At 37.6% G+C, this 19073-nt stretch carries 19 protein-coding genes; 14 read left to right on the plus strand and 5 right to left on the minus strand.

Going from position 1 to position 19073, the window contains the following annotated elements; translation table 11 throughout:
• Positions 1–33: 33 nt before the first annotated feature.
• From QK255_RS06410 to QK255_RS06430, 5 genes are all read right to left on the minus strand, one after another.
• Complete coding sequence (locus tag QK255_RS06410; protein ID WP_002290717.1) at positions 34–1071, minus strand: AI-2E family transporter; 1038 nt, start codon at positions 1069–1071, stop codon at positions 34–36.
• Positions 1072–1220: 149 nt separating this feature from the next.
• Positions 1221–1661, minus strand: coding sequence for a MarR family winged helix-turn-helix transcriptional regulator (locus tag QK255_RS06415; RefSeq protein ID WP_002290718.1), 441 nt, complete (start codon positions 1659–1661; stop codon positions 1221–1223).
• 56 nt (positions 1662–1717) lie between these two features.
• Positions 1718–2128: an organic hydroperoxide resistance protein gene (locus QK255_RS06420; protein ID WP_002290719.1), complete on the minus strand. Its 411-nt coding sequence runs from the start codon at positions 2126–2128 to the stop codon at positions 1718–1720.
• A gap of 176 nt (positions 2129–2304) precedes the next feature.
• Entirely contained in the window at positions 2305–2739 is a 435-nt protein-coding gene (locus QK255_RS06425) for a VOC family protein (protein ID WP_002290721.1), read from the minus strand.
• Between the two features lie 103 nt (positions 2740–2842).
• A complete protein-coding gene (locus QK255_RS06430; RefSeq protein WP_002290725.1) occupies positions 2843–3691 on the minus strand; it encodes a YitT family protein in 849 nt (282 codons plus the stop codon).
• Between the two features lie 406 nt (positions 3692–4097).
• Here QK255_RS06430 and QK255_RS06435 point away from each other — a divergent pair, with 406 nt between their 5' ends.
• From QK255_RS06435 to QK255_RS06500, 14 genes are all read left to right on the plus strand, one after another.
• On the plus strand, positions 4098–5864 hold the full coding sequence (locus QK255_RS06435; protein WP_002290726.1) for a glycoside hydrolase family 13 protein: 1767 nt from the start codon (positions 4098–4100) through the stop codon (positions 5862–5864).
• A 102-nt stretch (positions 5865–5966) separates the two neighbouring features.
• Entirely contained in the window at positions 5967–7226 is a 1260-nt protein-coding gene (locus QK255_RS06440) for an extracellular solute-binding protein (RefSeq protein WP_002290727.1), read from the plus strand.
• Positions 7227–7372: 146 nt separating this feature from the next.
• Positions 7373–8674 (plus strand): carbohydrate ABC transporter permease, encoded by a 1302-nt coding sequence (locus QK255_RS06445; RefSeq protein WP_002290728.1) that lies wholly within the window; start codon positions 7373–7375, stop codon positions 8672–8674.
• Between the two features lie 3 nt (positions 8675–8677).
• Positions 8678–9529, plus strand: a complete 852-nt coding sequence (locus tag QK255_RS06450; protein ID WP_002290731.1) for a sugar ABC transporter permease — start codon at positions 8678–8680, stop codon at positions 9527–9529.
• Between the two features lie 12 nt (positions 9530–9541).
• Positions 9542–10357 (plus strand): maltodextrose utilization protein MalA, encoded by an 816-nt coding sequence (locus QK255_RS06455; protein ID WP_002290733.1) that lies wholly within the window; start codon positions 9542–9544, stop codon positions 10355–10357.
• Between the two features lie 150 nt (positions 10358–10507).
• Positions 10508–11674: an SAM-dependent methyltransferase gene (locus tag QK255_RS06460; RefSeq protein WP_002290735.1), complete on the plus strand. Its 1167-nt coding sequence runs from the start codon at positions 10508–10510 to the stop codon at positions 11672–11674.
• Positions 11675–11907: 233 nt separating this feature from the next.
• Positions 11908–12555 carry a PepSY domain-containing protein gene (locus QK255_RS06465; protein WP_002290737.1) on the plus strand — a complete coding sequence of 216 codons (648 nt, stop codon included), beginning with the start codon at positions 11908–11910 and terminating at the stop codon, positions 12553–12555.
• Positions 12556–12638: 83 nt separating this feature from the next.
• On the plus strand, positions 12639–13583 hold the full coding sequence (locus QK255_RS06470) for a dihydroorotate oxidase (protein WP_002290739.1): 945 nt from the start codon (positions 12639–12641) through the stop codon (positions 13581–13583).
• Between the two features lie 135 nt (positions 13584–13718).
• On the plus strand, positions 13719–15170 hold the full coding sequence (locus QK255_RS06475; RefSeq protein ID WP_002290740.1) for an amidase: 1452 nt from the start codon (positions 13719–13721) through the stop codon (positions 15168–15170).
• A 21-nt stretch (positions 15171–15191) separates the two neighbouring features.
• Positions 15192–16028 (plus strand): transporter substrate-binding domain-containing protein, encoded by an 837-nt coding sequence (locus QK255_RS06480; protein WP_002290741.1) that lies wholly within the window; start codon positions 15192–15194, stop codon positions 16026–16028.
• Entirely contained in the window at positions 16028–16687 is a 660-nt protein-coding gene (locus QK255_RS06485; RefSeq protein WP_002290742.1) for an amino acid ABC transporter permease, read from the plus strand. Before QK255_RS06480 ends, QK255_RS06485 begins: the two co-directional genes overlap by 1 nt.
• Positions 16688–16810: 123 nt before the next feature.
• Positions 16811–17500, plus strand: coding sequence for a hypothetical protein (locus QK255_RS06490; RefSeq protein ID WP_002290743.1), 690 nt, complete (start codon positions 16811–16813; stop codon positions 17498–17500).
• Positions 17501–17505: 5 nt separating this feature from the next.
• On the plus strand, positions 17506–18501 hold the full coding sequence (locus QK255_RS06495; RefSeq protein WP_002290748.1) for a sce7725 family protein: 996 nt from the start codon (positions 17506–17508) through the stop codon (positions 18499–18501).
• 6 nt (positions 18502–18507) lie between these two features.
• A complete protein-coding gene (locus QK255_RS06500; RefSeq protein WP_002290750.1) occupies positions 18508–19020 on the plus strand; it encodes a GNAT family N-acetyltransferase in 513 nt (170 codons plus the stop codon).
• Positions 19021–19073: the final 53 nt, after the last annotated feature.

The following is a 19073-nucleotide window of genomic DNA, read 5'->3' on the forward strand; positions in this document are numbered from 1 at the left end:
TCGTTCTAATTTTTATCTTTCTTCATTTTTAATTTAAAGGAGATCTGTTTCTCTTGGTGAATGATTCGGAATCTTTTTCACTTTCAGCACATCTAAAAAGAAGGTGAAAATCGGGATGCCGACAATCAATCCCCAAACGCCAAAGAATCGTTCACTAACAAGCAAGACCACGAATGTATAAAAAATCGGCAAGTCTGTTTTGCTAGACATTAATTTTGGGTTCAGTACATAAGATTCGATCAGATGCACAACCAAAATCGTCATCAGGATATAAACAACATCTCTGATTCCTCCTTGGGAATAAGCAATGAAAGATAGAGGAATACAAGAAATAATAACGCCTGCTACAGGGATCAGACTTAGAATGAATATCATAATTGCTAAGCTCAGCAGTTGGTGAAAGCCAAATGCGGCCAAGGCAATAGTTGTGAGTAGAGTGTTTAAAAGAGCAATAATAAATTGAGCTTCTAATACTAAACCAAATGTATTGACAAACTTATCGGCGAAATAATATAGATCTTGAAAGAACCAAGAAAATTCACTTTTTAGAAATAACCGTGAGAATAAAATCGTTTTTTGCTTTTCAATCATAAAAAAGAAACTTAAGATGAACGACATAGCGAACGCCACGGCCAGTTTTCCTATATCTTGTAAATAGCCAAGCGCAATTGACGCACCATTTTGAAGCTGTTCAAAGAAATCGTTCCGTTCGATATAATTGTGGATGTATTGTAAAACTGGATCCGCATCTTTTGGTTGATGCTCGTAAAAATCAATAACAGATTGAATCATATCGAATGTTTGATGAATAAGCATCGGGATATACTTTGTGAATGCCAGATAGATAAGATAAACGATCAATGTATAAATCATGATGGCTAAAATACCTGTAGGGATTCGGACAAATCGCTGAATGATCTGAACAAGGTGGATCATCAAGTAAGTAAAGATAAATGTGAGTAAAATGGTTGTAATCATACTTCTTACTAAGAAAAGTACAAAAATGACAGATAATAAAACCGTGAGGCGGCGTATTTTTTCATTCGCCAAAAAACGCTGATAAACGGACAATTTGACAACCTCCAAATAACAAAAATAAACACGTTATTCATTATATGATGGAATACGAAAATAAGAAAGGGAAAGAGCAAAAAGAAAAACCGCTAAATGACGTTATCTTATGAGTTGGTTTTCCTCATAAAATCGTTCATCTAGCAGTTTCAGCCCTTTTTCTGGTCTTGATGAAAATTATCTAGCATTTTTCGGGTCAGATGTTGCAGTGTATCCAATTCTTCCTGTTCAAGTGGAAGATAAGACTTGATCTTTTGTGGAATACCTTCTGCTTGTTTTTGCAACGCAACTCCTTGAGAAGTGAGCGTAACATTTACGATTCTTTCATCATCCGTTTCACGCTGACGCTTGATATAATTTTTTTCTGCTAACTTCTTCAGTAAGGGGGTTAGCGTACCAGAATCCAGACACAAATCATTTCCTAGCTCTTTCACTGTAGTCTTTTTCTTTTCCCATAAAACTAGCATCACAAGATACTGGGTATAGGTAAGATCCAGCGGTTTGAGAAGGGGAGTGTAGTGCCTGATGATCTCCTTAGAGGCGGCATATAAAGGAAAACATACTTGATTAGCTAAATATAGATCTTCCATTTTTCCACCTCCGCTGTTTCACTATAGTGTATCATAGCGGATTTACACAAAAAAGTCTATTCACTAACAGCTTTCAGAGTAACTTCGATATTTCCAGCTGTCGCTTTTGAATAGGGGCACACTTTATGTGCAGCTTCTAATAATTCTTGGGTTTCTTCTAGAGAAAGGCCTTCGATAGATCCTTCAATCTCTACGCCTAAGACAAAGCTCATTTCACTTTCGGAATAAAGAGAAACTTGTGCGCTGACAGTAGAAGCGCCAGAAATATTTTTTTGTTGTTTAATCAACTCCAATGCACTGTTGAAACAGGCACTGAAACCAGCTGCAAACAATTGTTCAGGATTTGTTGCGTTTTCAACACGTTTACCAGGAGCTGCAATATTTAATTCGAATGTGTGATCAGGATTATGGACTTCTCCAGAACGTCCGCCTGTGTTGATCATTTTTGTAGAATACATTTTTTTCATAAGATTACCACCTTTTATTATATTTGATACAATTAGATTGTACACAATTTAATTATGAAAAGCAAAGAAATTGATTATTCAAGAAAAAAGAGAAAGCACATGGAACAAACTTGCTTCCTCTAATAAGAACATTTACAAAAAAATATCAGTGACAAGAACTAATCTCATCATAAACTTTACATATATTTTTCAAAAAGTTGTTTTCTTTCTTCAAAACTTACTTCACGATGAACCTGATGAAGCATCCATAAATAACCAAAAGGATCCCTGAACATCGAATTGGTCACACCAAAGTCCATCATTTCTGTCATTTCTTGGATCTCTACACAGCCATTTCGTAATGCTTTATTATGTGTGTCCTTAATGTCAGAGACGATGATATTGAACCAGATCGTATTTGGATGTTCAGCAGTAGGGGCAGTCAGACCAAGGGGCGGATTTTCATCCAGCATATGGAACCGCGTGCCATACAAGGAAAAAATGACTTCATTATTGCCTCTAGGATAGTCTGTTGCCTCAATCAGTTCTATTTCATCAAAGATCGTTTGATAAAGTTTTAGAGCTTTCAAACTGTCATTTAATACAAAATCGATTTCTGTTCCTTTATGCATAAAATTCTCCTCTCTTTTTCAATCGAACATTTACTTACTTCTTCTATTATTATACCAGTTAAAGAAAACGCATTCAAAACAATGGTATTGATTACTTACCAACTCATTCGATTGGATGATAAGTAAATCCGCGTCCCATTACTTCTGCTACGCTGTTGACAATGACAAAGGCGCTGGGATCAATTTCTTCTATCAGAGGTTTCATTCGAGAGAATTCATGATCGGTCACAACGATCAATAACACTTCTTTTGACTTTCGGTTATAGCCGCCTTTTGCCTCTAGCAAGGTAAGCCCGCGTCCGATTTCAGCACTTAAGCGAAGGCGAATGTCTTCCAAAGAATGTTCGCTCATGACCATGACGGATTTCTTCCGATTGATCCCTGTTTCGATATAGGTCATGACAATTGAAGTGATTGCAATAGATAAGATAGCGTAAAGAAATTCTTCTATTCCAAAAACAAACAGATTGAGAGAAACGACGAAAGCATCTGTAAGAAATAGGCCGATCGAAGTGTTCAAGTGGAAATATTTTTTAAAAACGAGGGGAGGGATCGTCGTGCCGCCACTGGAAGAGTTATTTTTATATAAGATGGCCACTCCTAAAGCAAAAATCGCACTTCCAAAAATGACCGATAACAACCGATCTGAAGTAATCATCATCTCTGGTACTACCGCGATGATCAAAGGAAAAACTAAACTTCCAAAAAGCACTTTGAAAAAAGGTTTTTTACCTAAAAACAGAAGAGCTAGCACTAACATAACGATATTCAATACTAAAATGACTATAGCACGGTCAAAACCGAAAGCAGCTTCCAATAATATTCCTAATCCGCTGACACCACCAGCAGCGATATGATGAGGCCCTAAAAACATATTGATAGCGACTCCTAATATAAAGAGGGCAAAAATAATCTTGGCATATGTCCATATAAATTGTCTTGTTTCTTTCATTTATCCACTTCCTTTAGTTGATTAATAGTATTCTTATCTTATTATAACTTATTTTTCACTATAAGTTAACTTCGATTAATAAAAAAATTAGGCTTGGCTAATTTGGGGTACTTAACTTATCTGAAATCACTTGATCAAACAAAAACTCTTAAAAAACTTTTTTAATTAGGAGGATCGAATATAGCGAGCAGAGAAACAGAGAAACTAAGATAACTATAGAACTCGAAATAGGTAGGAAATAGCTTTAAAAACTTTTAAAAGTTTTAGGACTATCTGTTGAATTCGCTTAAAAAGTAATAGAAAAGTGTCAAAAAACTGTTACCGATAACATTTTTTGAAAGCGTTGTCTTTTCTATTTCTATCACTTATAGTGAGGACGTAATATTAAATCGCAAGGAGGAAATCAATGGATACAGCTGCAATTTATCATCGACCGGAAAGTGAATATGCATTTCTATATACGAATACAAAATTCCGTATCCGGCTTCGTACTCGGAAGAATGATATCAAAAAAGTATATGTGTTAAGCGGAGATCCGTATACCATAACAACTGAAAAATGGTATCAAAAAGAACGATCAATGAAAAAATGTCTAAGTACAAATGTTCATGATTATTGGGAAGTTGAATTGACAAGTGAAACAAGACGATTACAATACGCGTTCCATGTTATTGGAGAAGACAGCACGGATTGTTTCTATGGGGATCAAGGTGTTTTTCCTTATCGAAAAAATGTGATTGCTGAACCAAATTTTTATTTTCGAATGCCTTATTTCCATCAAATTGATCGCTTCGTTGTACCAGAATGGGTGAAAGAAACAGTATGGTATCAAATTTTTCCTGAAAGATTTGCAAATGGGGATAAAGCAAATGATCCCGATCATACTTTGGCTTGGGGAAGCAAAGATCCAGATCGTGAAGATTTTTTTGGCGGGGATTTACAAGGTGTGATGGATCATCTGGATTATTTGACAGACCTTGGTATCAATGGAATATACTTTTGTCCCATATTTAAAGCTACATCCAATCACAAGTACGATACGATCGACTATTATGAAGTCGATCCCGCGTTTGGAAATAAAAAACTTTTAAAAAACTTAATTGATGAAGCGCATAAACGAGGGATACGTATCATGTTTGATGCTGTATTCAATCATATGGGGATCCATTCGCCCCAATGGCAAGATGTACTCGAAAACGGAGAAAATTCAATCTATAAAGACTGGTTCCATATCCGCTTTTTCCCAGTAGATTCCTATCAGATGACTGATGTGCCAGAAACTGCTGAAAATATTCCATACGATACTTTTGCTTTTACTCCATTCATGCCCAAACTAAATACAGCAAATCCAGAGGTTCAAAAATATTTACTAGATATTGCCACCTATTGGATAAAAGAATTCGATATTGATGGATGGCGACTAGATGTTGCTAACGAAGTGGATCATCATTTTTGGAAAAAATTTAGAGAAGAAGTTACAGCCATCAAACCTGATATCTATATCCTGGGAGAGATCTGGCATTCCTCACAAGCTTGGCTACAAGGGGATGAATTCCACGCAGTAATGAATTACGCATTTACAGATTCAATTAAAGATTATTTTGCAAAAAAGAAAATTACAGCTTCGCAAATGGTCAGTGGAATGAATCATCAGCAAATGCTTTACAGAGATCAGGTGAACGAAGGGACATTTAACTTATTAGATTCTCATGATACTGCAAGGATCTTAACTCTTTGTAATGGGAACAAGGAATTGATGAAATCTGTGATGACTTTTATGTTTCTTCAAAAAGGATCTCCTTGTATCTATTATGGGACAGAAGTAGGGATGACTGGTGGAGAAGACCCAGATTGTCGAAAATGTATGATCTGGGAAAAAGAAAAACAAGATCTAGAACTGTTCGGTTTTATAAAAGAACTCGTTTCTCTTAGGAAACAGTTGTCTAAGATTCTTTCTGAAGGGGCTACCCAATGGTTAATAGTAAATGATCGTGAAGATAAGCTCTATTTTGTACGTGAACTAGAGGGGCAGATTATCCATATTTACTTCAATCAGTCAGAAGAACCTTGGATAGTAGAACAGGAAAATGAGGTTATTCTTAGTCAAAATTGTCAGTTATTAGAAGATGGGAAAGCAGAGATACAGCAATACGGATTTTTGATTATGTGTTGAAAAACTGTTACCGGTAACAATAAGAAAGCGTTTGCAAATGAAGGTTTGTGCCCATTATAATAATGGTGTAACAGCACGTTGAATACACAGGAGGAAATGAAGATGAAAAAACGAAACGCGAAAAAATTAGGTTTAGGGTTAGTCTCTTTAGGAATCTTAGGCGGATTAGCGGCTTGTGGCAATGGTAATTCTTCAGCAGAAGGGGACACGGAAGAAGGAAAAACGTTAACAGTCTCCGTTGATTCTGGATATAAAGATTATATAAACGAAATAAAAGATACATTCGAAAAAGAAAACGATGTGAAGATCAAGCTGGTAGAAAAGGACATGTTCGATCAGTTAGAATCATTAGCGTTAGATGGTCCTGCTGGAAAGGGACCTGACGTTATGATGGCAGCATATGACCGGATCGGTGCGTTAGGACAGCAAGGACATCTGGCGGAAGTAAAACTGGGAAATGAATCAGCTTACGATGAAACAGACAAGGCCCAAGTGACTTATGATGGAAAAATCTATGGAGAGCCTGCAGTAATCGAGACCCTTGTTTTGTACTATAACAAAGATTTAGTCGATACAGCACCAGCGACGTTTAAAGATTTGGAAAATCTATCCAAAGACAGTCGTTTTGCTTTTGAGTCAGAAGCAGGAAAAAATACAGGATTTTTAGCTAAATGGACTGACTTTTATTATTCCTATGGTTTGATTGCAGGTTACGGTGGCTATGTATTCGGTGATGATGGTACAGATCCTTCTGATATCGGTTTGAATAATGCAGGTGCTGTAGAAGGAATTTCTTATGCAACAGATTGGTTCCAAAATGTTTGGCCTAAGGGAATGCAAGACATAAAAAGTGCAGGAGACTTCGCCAGCCAGCAATTCATGTCCAATAAAACTGCAGCAATTATTGACGGCCCATGGCAAGCGCAAACATACAAAGAAAACAATATCAATTATGGTGTTGCAAAAATTCCTACTCTAAACAATGGACAGCCTTATCAACCATTTGGCGGAGGAAAAGGATGGGTAGTCAGCAATTACGCTAAAAACAAAGATCTCTCTCAAAAATGGCTCGATTATGTAACGAATCAGGAGAATCAAGAGAAATTCTTTGAAATGGTAAATGAAATCCCAGCAAACCAACAAGCTCGGGAAACAGCAAAGGCTAAAAACGATGAATTAACAACAGCTGTGATCGAACAATATGAAACAGCTCAAGCAATGCCAAACATACCAGAAATGGGTGAAGTTTGGACAGGTGCAGAAAACTTGATGTTCGATGCAGCATCAGGTTCAAAAACACCAAAAGAATCCGCAGATGAAGCAGTGAAAACAATCAGTGAAGCCATAGAACAAAAATACTGATTAAAATGATAACCGTCCATTTTTATAAAAAATGGAACAGGTGCTTCAGATAGAGGTGGCAAGAGCGAGATGGAAAATTATCTTGCTCTTGTTGCCATTATCTTAAAAGTAGTTTGCGGTTCAGCAAGTTTAGAGGGGGCATTCAGATGCAGCAAGATAAAACAAGCCAGATCAACGAAAAAAAAATCACGCTTTGTTCACTTATTCCGGGGATGGGGCAGTTTGTAAATGGCCAAACTTTTAAAGGTATCGTTTTTTTCGCCATATTCGTCCTATTCATTGGTCAGATGTTCTTGGGCGGATTTCATGCATTGATAGGATTGGTTACTTTGGGAAGTATACCAATGGAAGATCATTCATTATTTATTTTGATTGAAGGCACTTTGCAATTCATCATTACGATCATTTTCTTGATTTTTTACGCTTTGAATCTTTTAGACGCCTATCGAGTAGCAAGGATGCGTAAAGAGGGCAAAAAAATCAATCGGACGATGAAGGAAGTCATACATAATATAGGTGATGAAGGTTTTCCTTATCTATTGACACTTCCCGCGTATCTTCTCATGATTTTTACTATCATTTTCCCAGTCTTAGTCACATTATTTACTGCATTTACCAATTATGACTTTAATCATATTCCACCAGCTAGTTTGATTGATTGGGTAGGGGCTAAAAACTTTTTTAGCATCTTCTTCTTGAGTTCATATCGCAATACTTTTTTTGCAGTCTTTTCATGGACCGTGATCTGGACGTTATGTGCAACAACTTTGCAAATCACCCTTGGTATTCTCACAGCGGTTGTTGCTCACCAGAAATTTATTAAATTCAAACGTATTTTCGGTATCATTTTCTTATTACCATGGGCGGTCCCAGCTTTTATTACTATCATGAGTTTTTCGAATATATTCAACGATAGCGTAGGTGCCATCAATACTCAAGTGATTCCTTTCATAAACCAGCTTCCTTTTGTAGATATCAGTGCAATCTCTTGGAAAACGGACCCGAACTGGACGAAAGTGGCAATCATCTTAGTTCAAGGATGGTTAGGATTTCCCTATATCTATGTGATGGTTACAGGGATTTTACAGTCGATTTCTGAAGATTTGTATGAAGCAGCAAAAATCGATGGAGCAAATGCATGGCAACGTTTCTCAAATATCACACTTCCAGCTGTATTTCTAGTTGCAGCACCAACGTTTATTACCCAATATACTGGGAATTTCAATAATTTTTCTATGATCTACCTATTTAACAATGGAGGCCCCGGAAGCGTGGGTGGAGGAGCTGGTTCTACTGATATCCTGATTTCATGGATTTATAAACTTACGACTGGAACTTCTCCGCAGTATTCTATGGCTTCAGCCATCACGTTGATTATCTCCATCATCGTTATCTGCGTATCTTTGCTAGTGTTCAAAAAGACAAATGCGTTCAATATGGGGGATTAAACAATGAAAAAATTTCATTCGAGTGCACGATTCCAAAAACGGCTTTCTCACTTTTTTACTTACTTTTTTCTTTTGCTGTTATCAGTCATTATTATCTATCCGCTTTTGATCACAGCAAGTACTGCCTTCAAGTCAGGAAACATTGCGGCTTTCAGTTTGGATTTTTCAAGCGACTGGACTTTAGGGAATTTCACGCGGCTGTTCAGTGAAACACTTTACGGGACTTGGTATAAAAACACGTTAATCATCTCTGTCCTAACGATGATCGTACAAGTAACTGTAGTAACTTTAGCCGGATATACGTATAGCCGTTATCGTTTTATCGGCCGCAAATCAAGTTTGATGTTCTTTTTAGTGATTCAGATGGTACCGACTATGGCAGCACTGACTGCCTTTTATGTCATGGCTTTCTTATTAGAGGCGCTAGATAAGTATTGGTTCTTGACGATGATCTATATAGGCGGTGGGATTCCAATGAATACTTGGCTGATGAAAGGATACTTTGACACAGTACCAATAGATTTAGATGAATCTGCTAAACTTGATGGGGCAGGACATTTCAGGATTTTTTTCCAGATTGTATTACCTCTTGTCAAACCAATGCTCGCCGTTCAAGCATTATGGGCATTCATGGGACCTTTTGGCGACTTCATGTTAGCGAAGTTCTTGCTTCGAACACCTGAAAATCAGACTGTTGCTGTCGGCCTGCAAACATTTATTTCTGATGTGACAAATCAAAGGGTCTCCCTCTTTGCTGCTGGAGCAATTTTGATTGCTTTACCGATTTGTCTATTATTCTTCTTTTTACAAAAGAACTTTGTTACCGGCCTGACATCTGGCGGAACAAAAGGATAGGAGCAAAGGATCATGCAAACATTTCCGTTAAATTATTTTTCCACTTTACGTACGCCAACTCAAGTGTTTGCGGGACGCAAACTATTATCCTGGCCAAAATTTTTCTTGATATTTGTATTTTTAGTTTCCTTGATGGTCATGCCTGTGACTCTTTTTTATGCCAATCAGATCCAAGCGATTCCATTAGAACAATTTCTATCTGTTCATTCGTTGATCGATGAACAAGGAACCAAAAAATTTTCTGAACTTGAATTATCTGAAACTGGGTTACAATCATCGCAACAAACGATAGCTGTGACCCCTGAAATTTTGGTAGGTGTGTCTTTATCTGAGAAACAACAAGCCGATCATGGAACTTTTATTGATTTTGAGAAGGAACAATGGGTGATCCAGCAAAAGGATAAATCTGGTATACGCCGCTATACGATGAATTATAGTCCATCTTTCCAACCAGATTCTGTACGTACGCCCGAAGATTTCCAACGATTTTTAGAAAGAGAATTTTATGCCAGTAATCGTCCAACAATCATTTTATCTTATAGTTTAAGTCTTGGTCTTGTCCTATTTGTCATGACGAGTCTCATTTTATTCGGGGCTTCCTTTTTCTTGTGGATGACAAGAAAAAGCCAACTTTCATCCATTCATACATTCAAAGAGAGTGCAAATTTGATGCTGAATGTGATGGGGATAGGATCCATGGTAGCAGCAGTTGTAGGGTTTATCCACTTTGACTTTATCTTGATGCTAAGTGTCCAAACAATGATAACTGTCTTGCTGCTTCTATGGGTTTTTGCTAAGACAAAATTCAAAGATAAGCGTGTCGAATGACAAGTTTAAGCGATTTGTGCGACAATGAATGTGAAAAAAATGAAAAATAAAGTAGTTTTTGAAAAATTTCTGAAAAAATTAAACTTCTTAGTTGATTCTTTTCTTTTTTAGTATTAACGTAATAGGGTAGTTTTTTTAAGGAGGAAAATCATGTTAGAGAAAACTTTATACAATCAATTATTTTCACGTTCTTTCTCGCTCCCTGTCGAAGTAAATTATTGGGACGGTACAACGAAACAATACGGAGATACGGACACTCCTCCCCAAATCAAAATCAATATCCATGAAGAAATCCCAATGAAAGAGATTACAAGCAACGCTTCTTTGGCACTAGGAGAAGCCTATATGGATCATCGAATCGAGATCGAGGGAAGTATCCAAGCATTGATCAACGATGCTTATCAGCAAGCAAACAGTTTTTTACGAGGAAAAGATTATCTAAAATGGCTGCCAAAGAAAGAAAAACATACAAAACAAAAAAACAAAGAAGATATCCATGCGCATTATGACTTAGGTAACGACTTTTATAAACTTTGGCTAGACCCAACTTTGACTTATTCTTGTGCCTATTTCAACACACCTGAAGATACGTTGGAACAAGCACAAATCAATAAAGTCCATCATATTTTAGACAAACTCTTTATCAAAGAAGGCGAAACGTTGCTTGATATCGGTTGTGGCTGGGGAACATTGATGTTCACTGCTGCCAAAGAATATAACGTCAAAGCAACTGGGATCACTCTAAGTGAAGAACAATACGATTTGATCACCAAAAAAATCAAAGAAGAACATTTAGAAGATAAATGCCGTGTATTATTAATGGATTACCGTGAACTAAAAGGCGAAACGTTTGATCATATCACAAGCGTAGGTATGTTCGAACATGTAGGCTCTGAAAATCTTGAAGGTTATTTCAAAGTCGTAAAAGATTTATTGAAACCAAAAGGAACAGCTTTGATCCATGGAATCAGCCGACAACAAGGCGGTGCGACAAATGCTTGGATCAATAAATATATTTTTCCTGGCGGTTATGTTCCTGGTGTTACTGAGTTAGTTGATAATATTACAAAAAACGATTTGCAATTGATCGATTTAGAAAGTTTGCGTCGTGACTATCAATTGACATTAGAGCATTGGACAAAAAATTTCCATCAAGTCCAAGATCAAGTCACGAAAGAAATGGGTGATTCCTTCTATCGAATGTGGGATTTATATTTACAAGCTTGTGCAGCTTCATTTGAGTCAAGCAATATCGATGTAATTCAATATCTGCTTGTTCAACCTGGAAATAATGATATCCCAATGCATCGTGCATAATTGATATAAATGGGCAGTTTAAAAGCTATTTAATTATTTAATAAATGGAAGCTAAGTGTTATGATGCTCCCGAAGTGAGATGTTAGTCTAACTTCTAGGGTTGTCTCTAAAACTTAGTTTCTTTTTTATTTTCATAATAATAACGTTGTTCTTTAATTTTTATACATGACAGAAATTTTTTTCTTCGTTATACTTGTATAGAATACTATTTTATAATAAAGGAGATAAAATCAATGAAGAAAACTGTTATTTATACTAGTTTATTTGCGGCTTTGTTTTTAGCTGCTTGTCAATCAAACACCAATCAAGGAACATCTGGGAATACATCTTCCAGCAGTGAACAACGCTCTTCTCAGGTATCGGAATCCTCAACAAACGCAAGTACATCTTCATCTAGTCAAACAAAGAATTCGAGTGAGGCAATGGGCCAGTCAGCTATCAAAGTGTCTGCAGCTCGTGCGATTGAATTGTTTAAAGATAAGTATCCAGATACTGCTATTACTAGTTTGGAACTAGATAGTGATTGGGGATCTTACTTCTACAAGATAGAAGGTGTCGATGATCAAAAAGAATATGAAGCAAGAATCGATGCTCAGAATGAAAAAATGGAAACAGAGAATCCAGAAACGCTAGATCGAGAGGATCAAAATGGTCAAAAGAAAAAAGAAGATGGTCTAGCTGTTGATAAATTGATCACGATTGAGGAAGCAGCAAAGATTGCTGTCGATAAAGTAGGAAGCGGTACAGCAACCGATTGGGATCTGGATAAAGATCTAGGTACTACTTATTGGGAAGTCAAAGTAAAAGATGGCAATCAAAGTATGTCAGTCAAGATCAATAGTGAAACAGGGGAAGTACTATCAACCGAACAGGATGATTAAGAAATTCGTTGAAAAACAAGAGTTGATTTTTCTTTTAGTCATGATACACTAGATAAAATAACTTGTTTGAAGGAGCGATTTACTTGAGTTTAGAAACGACCTTTGCCAATCATACCTTTGCCAACCCTTTTATGAATGCATCTGGTGTACACTGCATGACTACCCAGGAATTAGACGAGCTGGCTCATTCAGAAGCAGGAGCATTTATCACTAAGAGCTGTACAATCAATGAACGAAAAGGAAATCCCGAACCACGCTATTTTGATGTTCCTTTAGGCAGTATCAATTCGATGGGGCTTCCCAACTTAGGCTTTTCTTATTATCTAGAGTATGCTCTTGCGTATGAAAAAGCACAGAAAAACCCAAATCAACCATTATTTTTTTCGATCGCCGGGATGAGTATCCAAGAAAACTTGGAAATGCTTGGGGAAATAGAAAAAAGTGGATTCAAGGGGATTACTGAACTAAATTTATCTTGTCCAAATGTGCCTGGTAAACCACAACTAGCTTACGATTTTGAGGCCACTTATGAAACACTGAAAGAAGTATTCAGCATCTTTTCTAAGCCGCTAGGAATCAAATTGCCTCCTTATTTTGATTTTGCTCATTTTGATCAGATGGCAGATATCTTGAATCAGTTCCCGTTGACATATGTCAATGCTATCAACAGTGTGGGCAATGGGTTGTATATCGATACAGACAAAGAAGCAGTGGTCATCAAACCAAAAGAAGGGTTCGGCGGCATTGGCGGAGAGTATATCAAGCCGACTGCTTTAGCAAATGTCCGCGCTTTTTATACGCGTTTGAAACCAGAAATCCAAATCATCGGTACAGGTGGGATTCGGACAGGACAAGATGCATTTGAACATCTGCTATGCGGTGCAAGCATGTTGCAGATTGGTACCGAGCTTCACAAAGAAGGCCCGGAAATCTTTTCTAGAATCACAAATGAATTAACTCAGATTATGTCAGAAAAAGGATATGCGTCTATTGACGAATTTAAGGGTAAATTACGCACTATTTCTTAGTAAAAAGACGAAGATCGATCATGATCTTCGTCTTTTTTTATAAAAAACACTTGTCTGTTCATTTCTGTGCAAGCGTACTCATTGTATGTTAGACGAACTTGTGGGAAAATAACAGGGGCAAAAAAGGAGGATAATATGAAAGATGCAATAGAATTAGCGAAAGGACTTAAAGAAAAAGAATTTAGTTTTCAAGAATTAGCTGCTGATGTACAGAAAAAAATAAAGAAACAAAATCATGAATTGAATGCGTTTGTTGCACTTGAACCATTCGAGAATAGTTCCACTGAACGATTGATTCCCCAGTCAGAAAAAGGACCATTGGCAGGTATTCCATTCCCTTTAAAAATGCTCGGTCAAGAAAAAAAGGGATGGCTAGCTACTTCAGGATCTCGTTTATTTGAAACACATCGAGCTTCTCATACATCCAATTATGTACAGCAAGCAGAAGCGATAGGGCTAGTTCCTTTTGGACAAACCAATGCGCCAGAGTTTGGTTTCAAAAATATTACAGACCCCGTCATCTATGGCCCAGCAAGAAACCCCTGGAACCTTGAATGTACACCGGGCGGATCAAGCGGAGGCGCTGCTGCTGCAGTCTCAGCGGGAATCGTTCCTTTAGCTGGCGCTAGTGATGGTGGTGGTTCTATTAGAATACCCGCTTCGTTTTGCGGATTGATTGGGCTGAAACCTTCGCGAGGGACGATGCCAGTTGGTCCATATGCTTGGCGAGGATGGCAAGGAGCTGCTATTGATTTCGGTTTGACGGTTTCTATGAGAGACACGGAGGCTTTATTTTATGGGATGAGAAGCATCCATTCCGGTGCGCCATATCAAGTATCGCCAGTTGAATGGCAAACACATCCAAGAAAAAAACGTTTGAAGATAGCTTTTTGTGTTGATTCACCGATCCACTCACAGATTAGTGAAGAGGCAGTACTTGCTGTAAAAAAAGCTGTAGATTTCCTTGAAAAAGAAGGACATGATTTGACGGAGATTCCTTATCCACTAGATGGTCGTAAACTGATTACGTCTTATTATCAGATGAATGGCGCAGAGACAGCAGCAATGATCCACTCGATTGAAGCAGGCATCCAGCGAACTGTCAGAAAAGAAGAACTTGAGCCGATCTCTTGGACTTTGTTCCAATATGGTCAGAAACTTTCTGCCGCTACTTACATCGATTCTCTGCATGTATGGGATGAAGCAGCAATTGCCATGGAAAACTTGCATCAAGAATATGATTTATTCCTTTCACCAACGACTGCATTTACCGCCCCTAAAATCAGCGAAGATTTGCAAAGTGATACGATAAGAGCACAGATGGAACACATCCATGATTGTTCTGAAGTACAAGCTTTAGAAGTTGTTTCTTCTATGTTTGAGGACAGCTTGAAGATCACACCTTATACACAATTGGCTAATCTGACTGGACAACCAGCAATCAGCTTGCCTACTCATTTGACAAAAGAAAACATGCCTCTCGGAATTCAATTTATGTCCGCAAGAGGAAGAGAAGATTTGCTGCTTCAAATCGGCTATCTATTTGAAGCAAGTCACCAGTTCCATTTACCAAATCCATGGAAATAGCAGAAACAAGGAGAAGAAAAAATGAAGAAAAAAAGATTGTTTGCTCTAATAACTAGCACCTTTTTTATTTTAAGCGCTTGCGGTACAGCTGCCGCTAACCAAGAAGATCACAGCTGGAGTAATGTGGAAAAAAAGAAAGAATTGGTAGTAGCAACTTCTGGCACACTATTTCCCGCTTCTTATTATAATGATCAAAATGAATTAGTTGGTTATGACGTAGACTTGGCAAAAGAGGTAGCCAAACGTTTAAATGTCAAAGTCTCCTTTAAAGAATACAATGTGGATGGACAAATCACTTCTGTTTCAAAAGGAGAATCAGATTTTGCTGCGAACGATTTTGGTATCACAAAAGAAAGAGAAAAAAAATTCTCCCTTTCAGAGCCTTTCAAATATTCATTTGACAGTATGATCGTACGAAAAAAAGATGATTCAGGAATCCACTCACTTGATGATCTTAAAGGAAAAAAAGCAGCTGGCGAACCCAATACTAGCTATATGCGTTTAGCGGAAAAATACGGAGCTAAATTAGTCACTTACGATAACGCCACGAATGATCAATATTTAAGCGATGTAGCAAACGGTCGAACAGACGTTATTTTAAATGATTATTATTTACAGAAAATGGCCGTATCTGCTTTACCAGATATCCCCGTAAAAATCTTGGAGAACGTTTATTTCAATGAAAACGAAAGTGGTTTTTTATTGAAAGAAGGAAATGATGCTCTGAAAAAGAAAATCGATGGCGTATTAAAAGAGATGAAAGAAGACGGGACGACAAAGAAAATATCTGAAAAATATTTTCAAACTGATGTTTCAGTCAAACCGAAAGAAACGATGACTGAGTCGGTGAGTGATTGATGTACTTTCCTCTCATTGATTTTTCCCTCATGTGGACTTCACTTCCTTTCGTACTGCAAGGCTTGGTATACACATTAGGGATCGGCTTCGTGTCTTTTGTTTTAGGAAACTTGGTAGGGTTACTTTTGACAGTTCTAGGTCTTTTGGATTGGCTACCTCTGAATGTATTTATTCGTTTTTATTTATCGTTCTTTAGAGGTATTCCCGCACTAGTCTTGCTGTTCTTGCTATATTTCGGGTTACCTTATCAATTAAGTGCCTTAACGGCTTCAGTCATCTGCTTTACGATTACCAGCAGTGCATTTATTGGTGAAATCTATCGAGGATCACTAGCAGGCGTTTCTTCAGGTCAGTGGGACGCTGGTTTAGCTTCCGGTTTTTCTTTCTTTGGGGTATTGAAATATATCGTTTTGCCGCAAGCCTTTCGAATCTCGGTACCGGCACTCAGTAACGTAGCTATGGATTTAGTGAAAGGTACTTCGTTAGCGGCAACGATCACAGTGCCAGAAATATTTCAAAAAGCAAAGATCATAGGTGGTCGGACATTCGATTATTTTTCTCTCTATATTTTAGTTGCACTGATTTATTGGGTCATTTGTATCGGGATCGAAAAAGTGCAACAGTATTTAGAAAAACGTTCCGTCCATCAGTCAATCTGAAAAATAGAAATGGTGCTAGCGTGGCAAGCATCATTTCTATTTTTGTTTCTTGTGTATTCTGTCTAGTATTTTAAAATCATTTCATGTAAAATGTAAGACGAAAATATGTTCGGAGGTAAAAACATGAAAACCCCGCTAACCATCGAAATAGAATCCTCATTATACCAATATTGCATCGAGCAGGGCGGCTTAGTCGTAGAAGAAGTCACGATGCCTGATGACCAAGGAATTGTAGATACGCTTAGCTGCTTGACAAAATTTGATGGAAGCCGAGAATGGCGATGCTATGAGCTGAAAGTGACAAAAGCAGATTTTCGTTCTACAGCCAAACTGTCATTTGTCGGGCATTATAATTATTTTGTTTTGCCAAGTAAACTATATGAAGAAGTGAAAACAGAGATCCCTACAGGAATAGGTGTACTAGTATATCGCCCGTACACGATCGAAGAGGAAATGCCTGCATCTGGTACATTTATGATTGCGAAAAAAGCAGCAAAGAAGGAGCTTGCTGTACCGGAAGAAGCTTTGACAAACCGTTTTATGGCTTCTTTATTCAGAGAAGTAAGAAAAGCAAAGCAAATGGAGCGAGGCGTAAAATATTTTCCAACAGATCAATTGTACAAAGAATTGAAAAGACGTTCAGAAAACCAAGATCCATTTTCTAACGAACGATATTATGAACGGTTTTTAGAGGAAATAGCTAGTCAGGCAATCAATGAGTTGCAAGAAGAAGTTGCTGCGCTTCAACATGATTATGAATACTTAAGGCAACAACAGCAGATCCGGCGGTTGCCCACAGAGCCATTGGAGTGAAAAATATGTACTATCCTTATTTAAGAGGAAAACAATTTGACCTATTAGCATTAAAAGAAGCATTGTCGCGAGGACTGCTCTCCAATAAAATCCATCCGGTAATCGAACCAGTACGTGATTCCGCTACGCTTAAAAACGTGATCGAATTATTTCAAAAAAAGCACCATCCAATCGCTGTGATCCAAAATCCCCAAGTAGGACAATTCAAATTATTCGATCAGCATGTGCACAGTTGGACAGTCAAGGAACATAGCTCTGTCGTCTCTGCACAGATTTTAACGCCAGAAAATCTTAACGACGTACTGGATTCACCTCCAACGTTTCTGATTTTCGATGGACAACACTACCCAAAAGACGCAGAGGTATGGAAACAGCTGGCAGGAGTCGATTCGAAATTCTTGATACCAGATGCTAGCCGCTTTCGCATCTGGCTGCCCGAAAACAAAATTGTGATCCGTGACTCTTTTCAAACGAGAAAGCATGTTGAAAGTTATGCAGATAAAACAGACGACTTTTTTAGCGATGACTATCTTTTTTTCCACGAAGACGGATATAGTGGATTTTCTGATTTCACGATCGAAGGCAGCCGTTATTTCGATAAAGGGTTTCCTAGCCGAGCGCTTGCTATCCATCTAACGTATATCGATGCTTACGGTAATATTCGCGTAAAGCATTTTGTCTCTGACAGTAATGATTCCGCTAAAGATCAAGCATTGAAGTTTCTTGAAGCAGGAGATAAAATGAAAAAATGGATCATGCGTCACCATCATCAGCTCTTAATCACTTCAGGAATGATTGAATTACTGGCTCTCTACCAGCAACAAAAATTTCCAGGACTCGGAGTATTGAAAAAATGGTCGCTAATGCATCATTTGGAACTTATCAGTCAACTACTGGATCATCCAAAAAATTGGCTTAGAAGTTATTCAAAAGTTCCTGAACTGTATGAAGTGATTCAAAAATTAGAGAATATAAATGAAAACGAAACAGAAAAGAGGTAACTGGATGTGTATATTCGGCTAACAAGAAAAGAAGAAGTAGAAGAAGTGGTAAAAATTATTGATGCTGCAGCGGAATTTATTGCTTCGCAAGGCTCTCCCCAATGGCAGAACGGGCAGAAACCAACAAAAGAAACGATTTTGAACGATATTGAAAGAAAAGAAAGCTATGTATTAATAGTCGAAGATCAAATTGTTGGAACAGCTGCATTAGTCTCAGGCGTGGATCCCGTTTACACAAAAATAGATGGTAGTTGGAAAAAATCAACTGGTCCTTATTTATCGATTCATCGTGTTGCTTTAGCAGAAAGTACTCGAGGAAAAAAACTAGCAAAACCGTTCTTAGAACATTTATTGACGATTGCAGCCAGCAAAGATATTCAAGATGTCCGTATCGATACTTATCCAGCTAATGAACCGATGGAAAAGACCATCTATTCTGCTGGATTCACTTATCAAGGGATGATTGAATTCCCTTTTGAACATGGTGAAAGAAAAGCGTATCAAAAAATAATCAAGTGAGTATAAAAGCATCTTCACAAGGATGAAGACTTAATAATACGAAAAACAACTAG

It is taken from the genome of Enterococcus sp. ZQ21 (assembly GCF_030053755.1).
GTDB classification, from domain to species: domain Bacteria; phylum Bacillota; class Bacilli; order Lactobacillales; family Enterococcaceae; genus Enterococcus_B; species Enterococcus_B lactis.

Bases quoted from the DNA above. Each gene is read 5' to 3' on its own strand.
- QK255_RS06480 (WP_002290741.1), top strand. From the start codon at position 15,192: ATGAAGAAAAAAAGATTGTTTGCTCTAATAACTAGCACCTTTTTTATT.
- QK255_RS06450 (WP_002290731.1), top strand. From the start codon at position 8,678: ATGAAAAAATTTCATTCGAGTGCACGATTCCAAAAACGGCTTTCTCAC.
- QK255_RS06490 (WP_002290743.1), top strand. From the start codon at position 16,811: ATGAAAACCCCGCTAACCATCGAAATAGAATCCTCATTATACCAATAT.
- QK255_RS06430 (WP_002290725.1), bottom strand. From the start codon at position 3,691: ATGAAAGAAACAAGACAATTTATATGGACATATGCCAAGATTATTTTT.
- QK255_RS06445 (WP_002290728.1), top strand. From the start codon at position 7,373: ATGCAGCAAGATAAAACAAGCCAGATCAACGAAAAAAAAATCACGCTT.
- QK255_RS06435 (WP_002290726.1), top strand. From the start codon at position 4,098: ATGGATACAGCTGCAATTTATCATCGACCGGAAAGTGAATATGCATTT.
- QK255_RS06415 (WP_002290718.1), bottom strand. From the start codon at position 1,661: ATGGAAGATCTATATTTAGCTAATCAAGTATGTTTTCCTTTATATGCC.
- QK255_RS06425 (WP_002290721.1), bottom strand. From the start codon at position 2,739: ATGCATAAAGGAACAGAAATCGATTTTGTATTAAATGACAGTTTGAAA.
- QK255_RS06460 (WP_002290735.1), top strand. From the start codon at position 10,508: ATGTTAGAGAAAACTTTATACAATCAATTATTTTCACGTTCTTTCTCG.
- QK255_RS06485 (WP_002290742.1), top strand. From the start codon at position 16,028: ATGTACTTTCCTCTCATTGATTTTTCCCTCATGTGGACTTCACTTCCT.
- QK255_RS06465 (WP_002290737.1), top strand. From the start codon at position 11,908: ATGAAGAAAACTGTTATTTATACTAGTTTATTTGCGGCTTTGTTTTTA.
- QK255_RS06420 (WP_002290719.1), bottom strand. From the start codon at position 2,128: ATGAAAAAAATGTATTCTACAAAAATGATCAACACAGGCGGACGTTCT.
- QK255_RS06440 (WP_002290727.1), top strand. From the start codon at position 5,967: ATGAAAAAACGAAACGCGAAAAAATTAGGTTTAGGGTTAGTCTCTTTA.
- QK255_RS06455 (WP_002290733.1), top strand. From the start codon at position 9,542: ATGCAAACATTTCCGTTAAATTATTTTTCCACTTTACGTACGCCAACT.
- QK255_RS06475 (WP_002290740.1), top strand. From the start codon at position 13,719: ATGAAAGATGCAATAGAATTAGCGAAAGGACTTAAAGAAAAAGAATTT.
- QK255_RS06495 (WP_002290748.1), top strand. From the start codon at position 17,506: ATGTACTATCCTTATTTAAGAGGAAAACAATTTGACCTATTAGCATTA.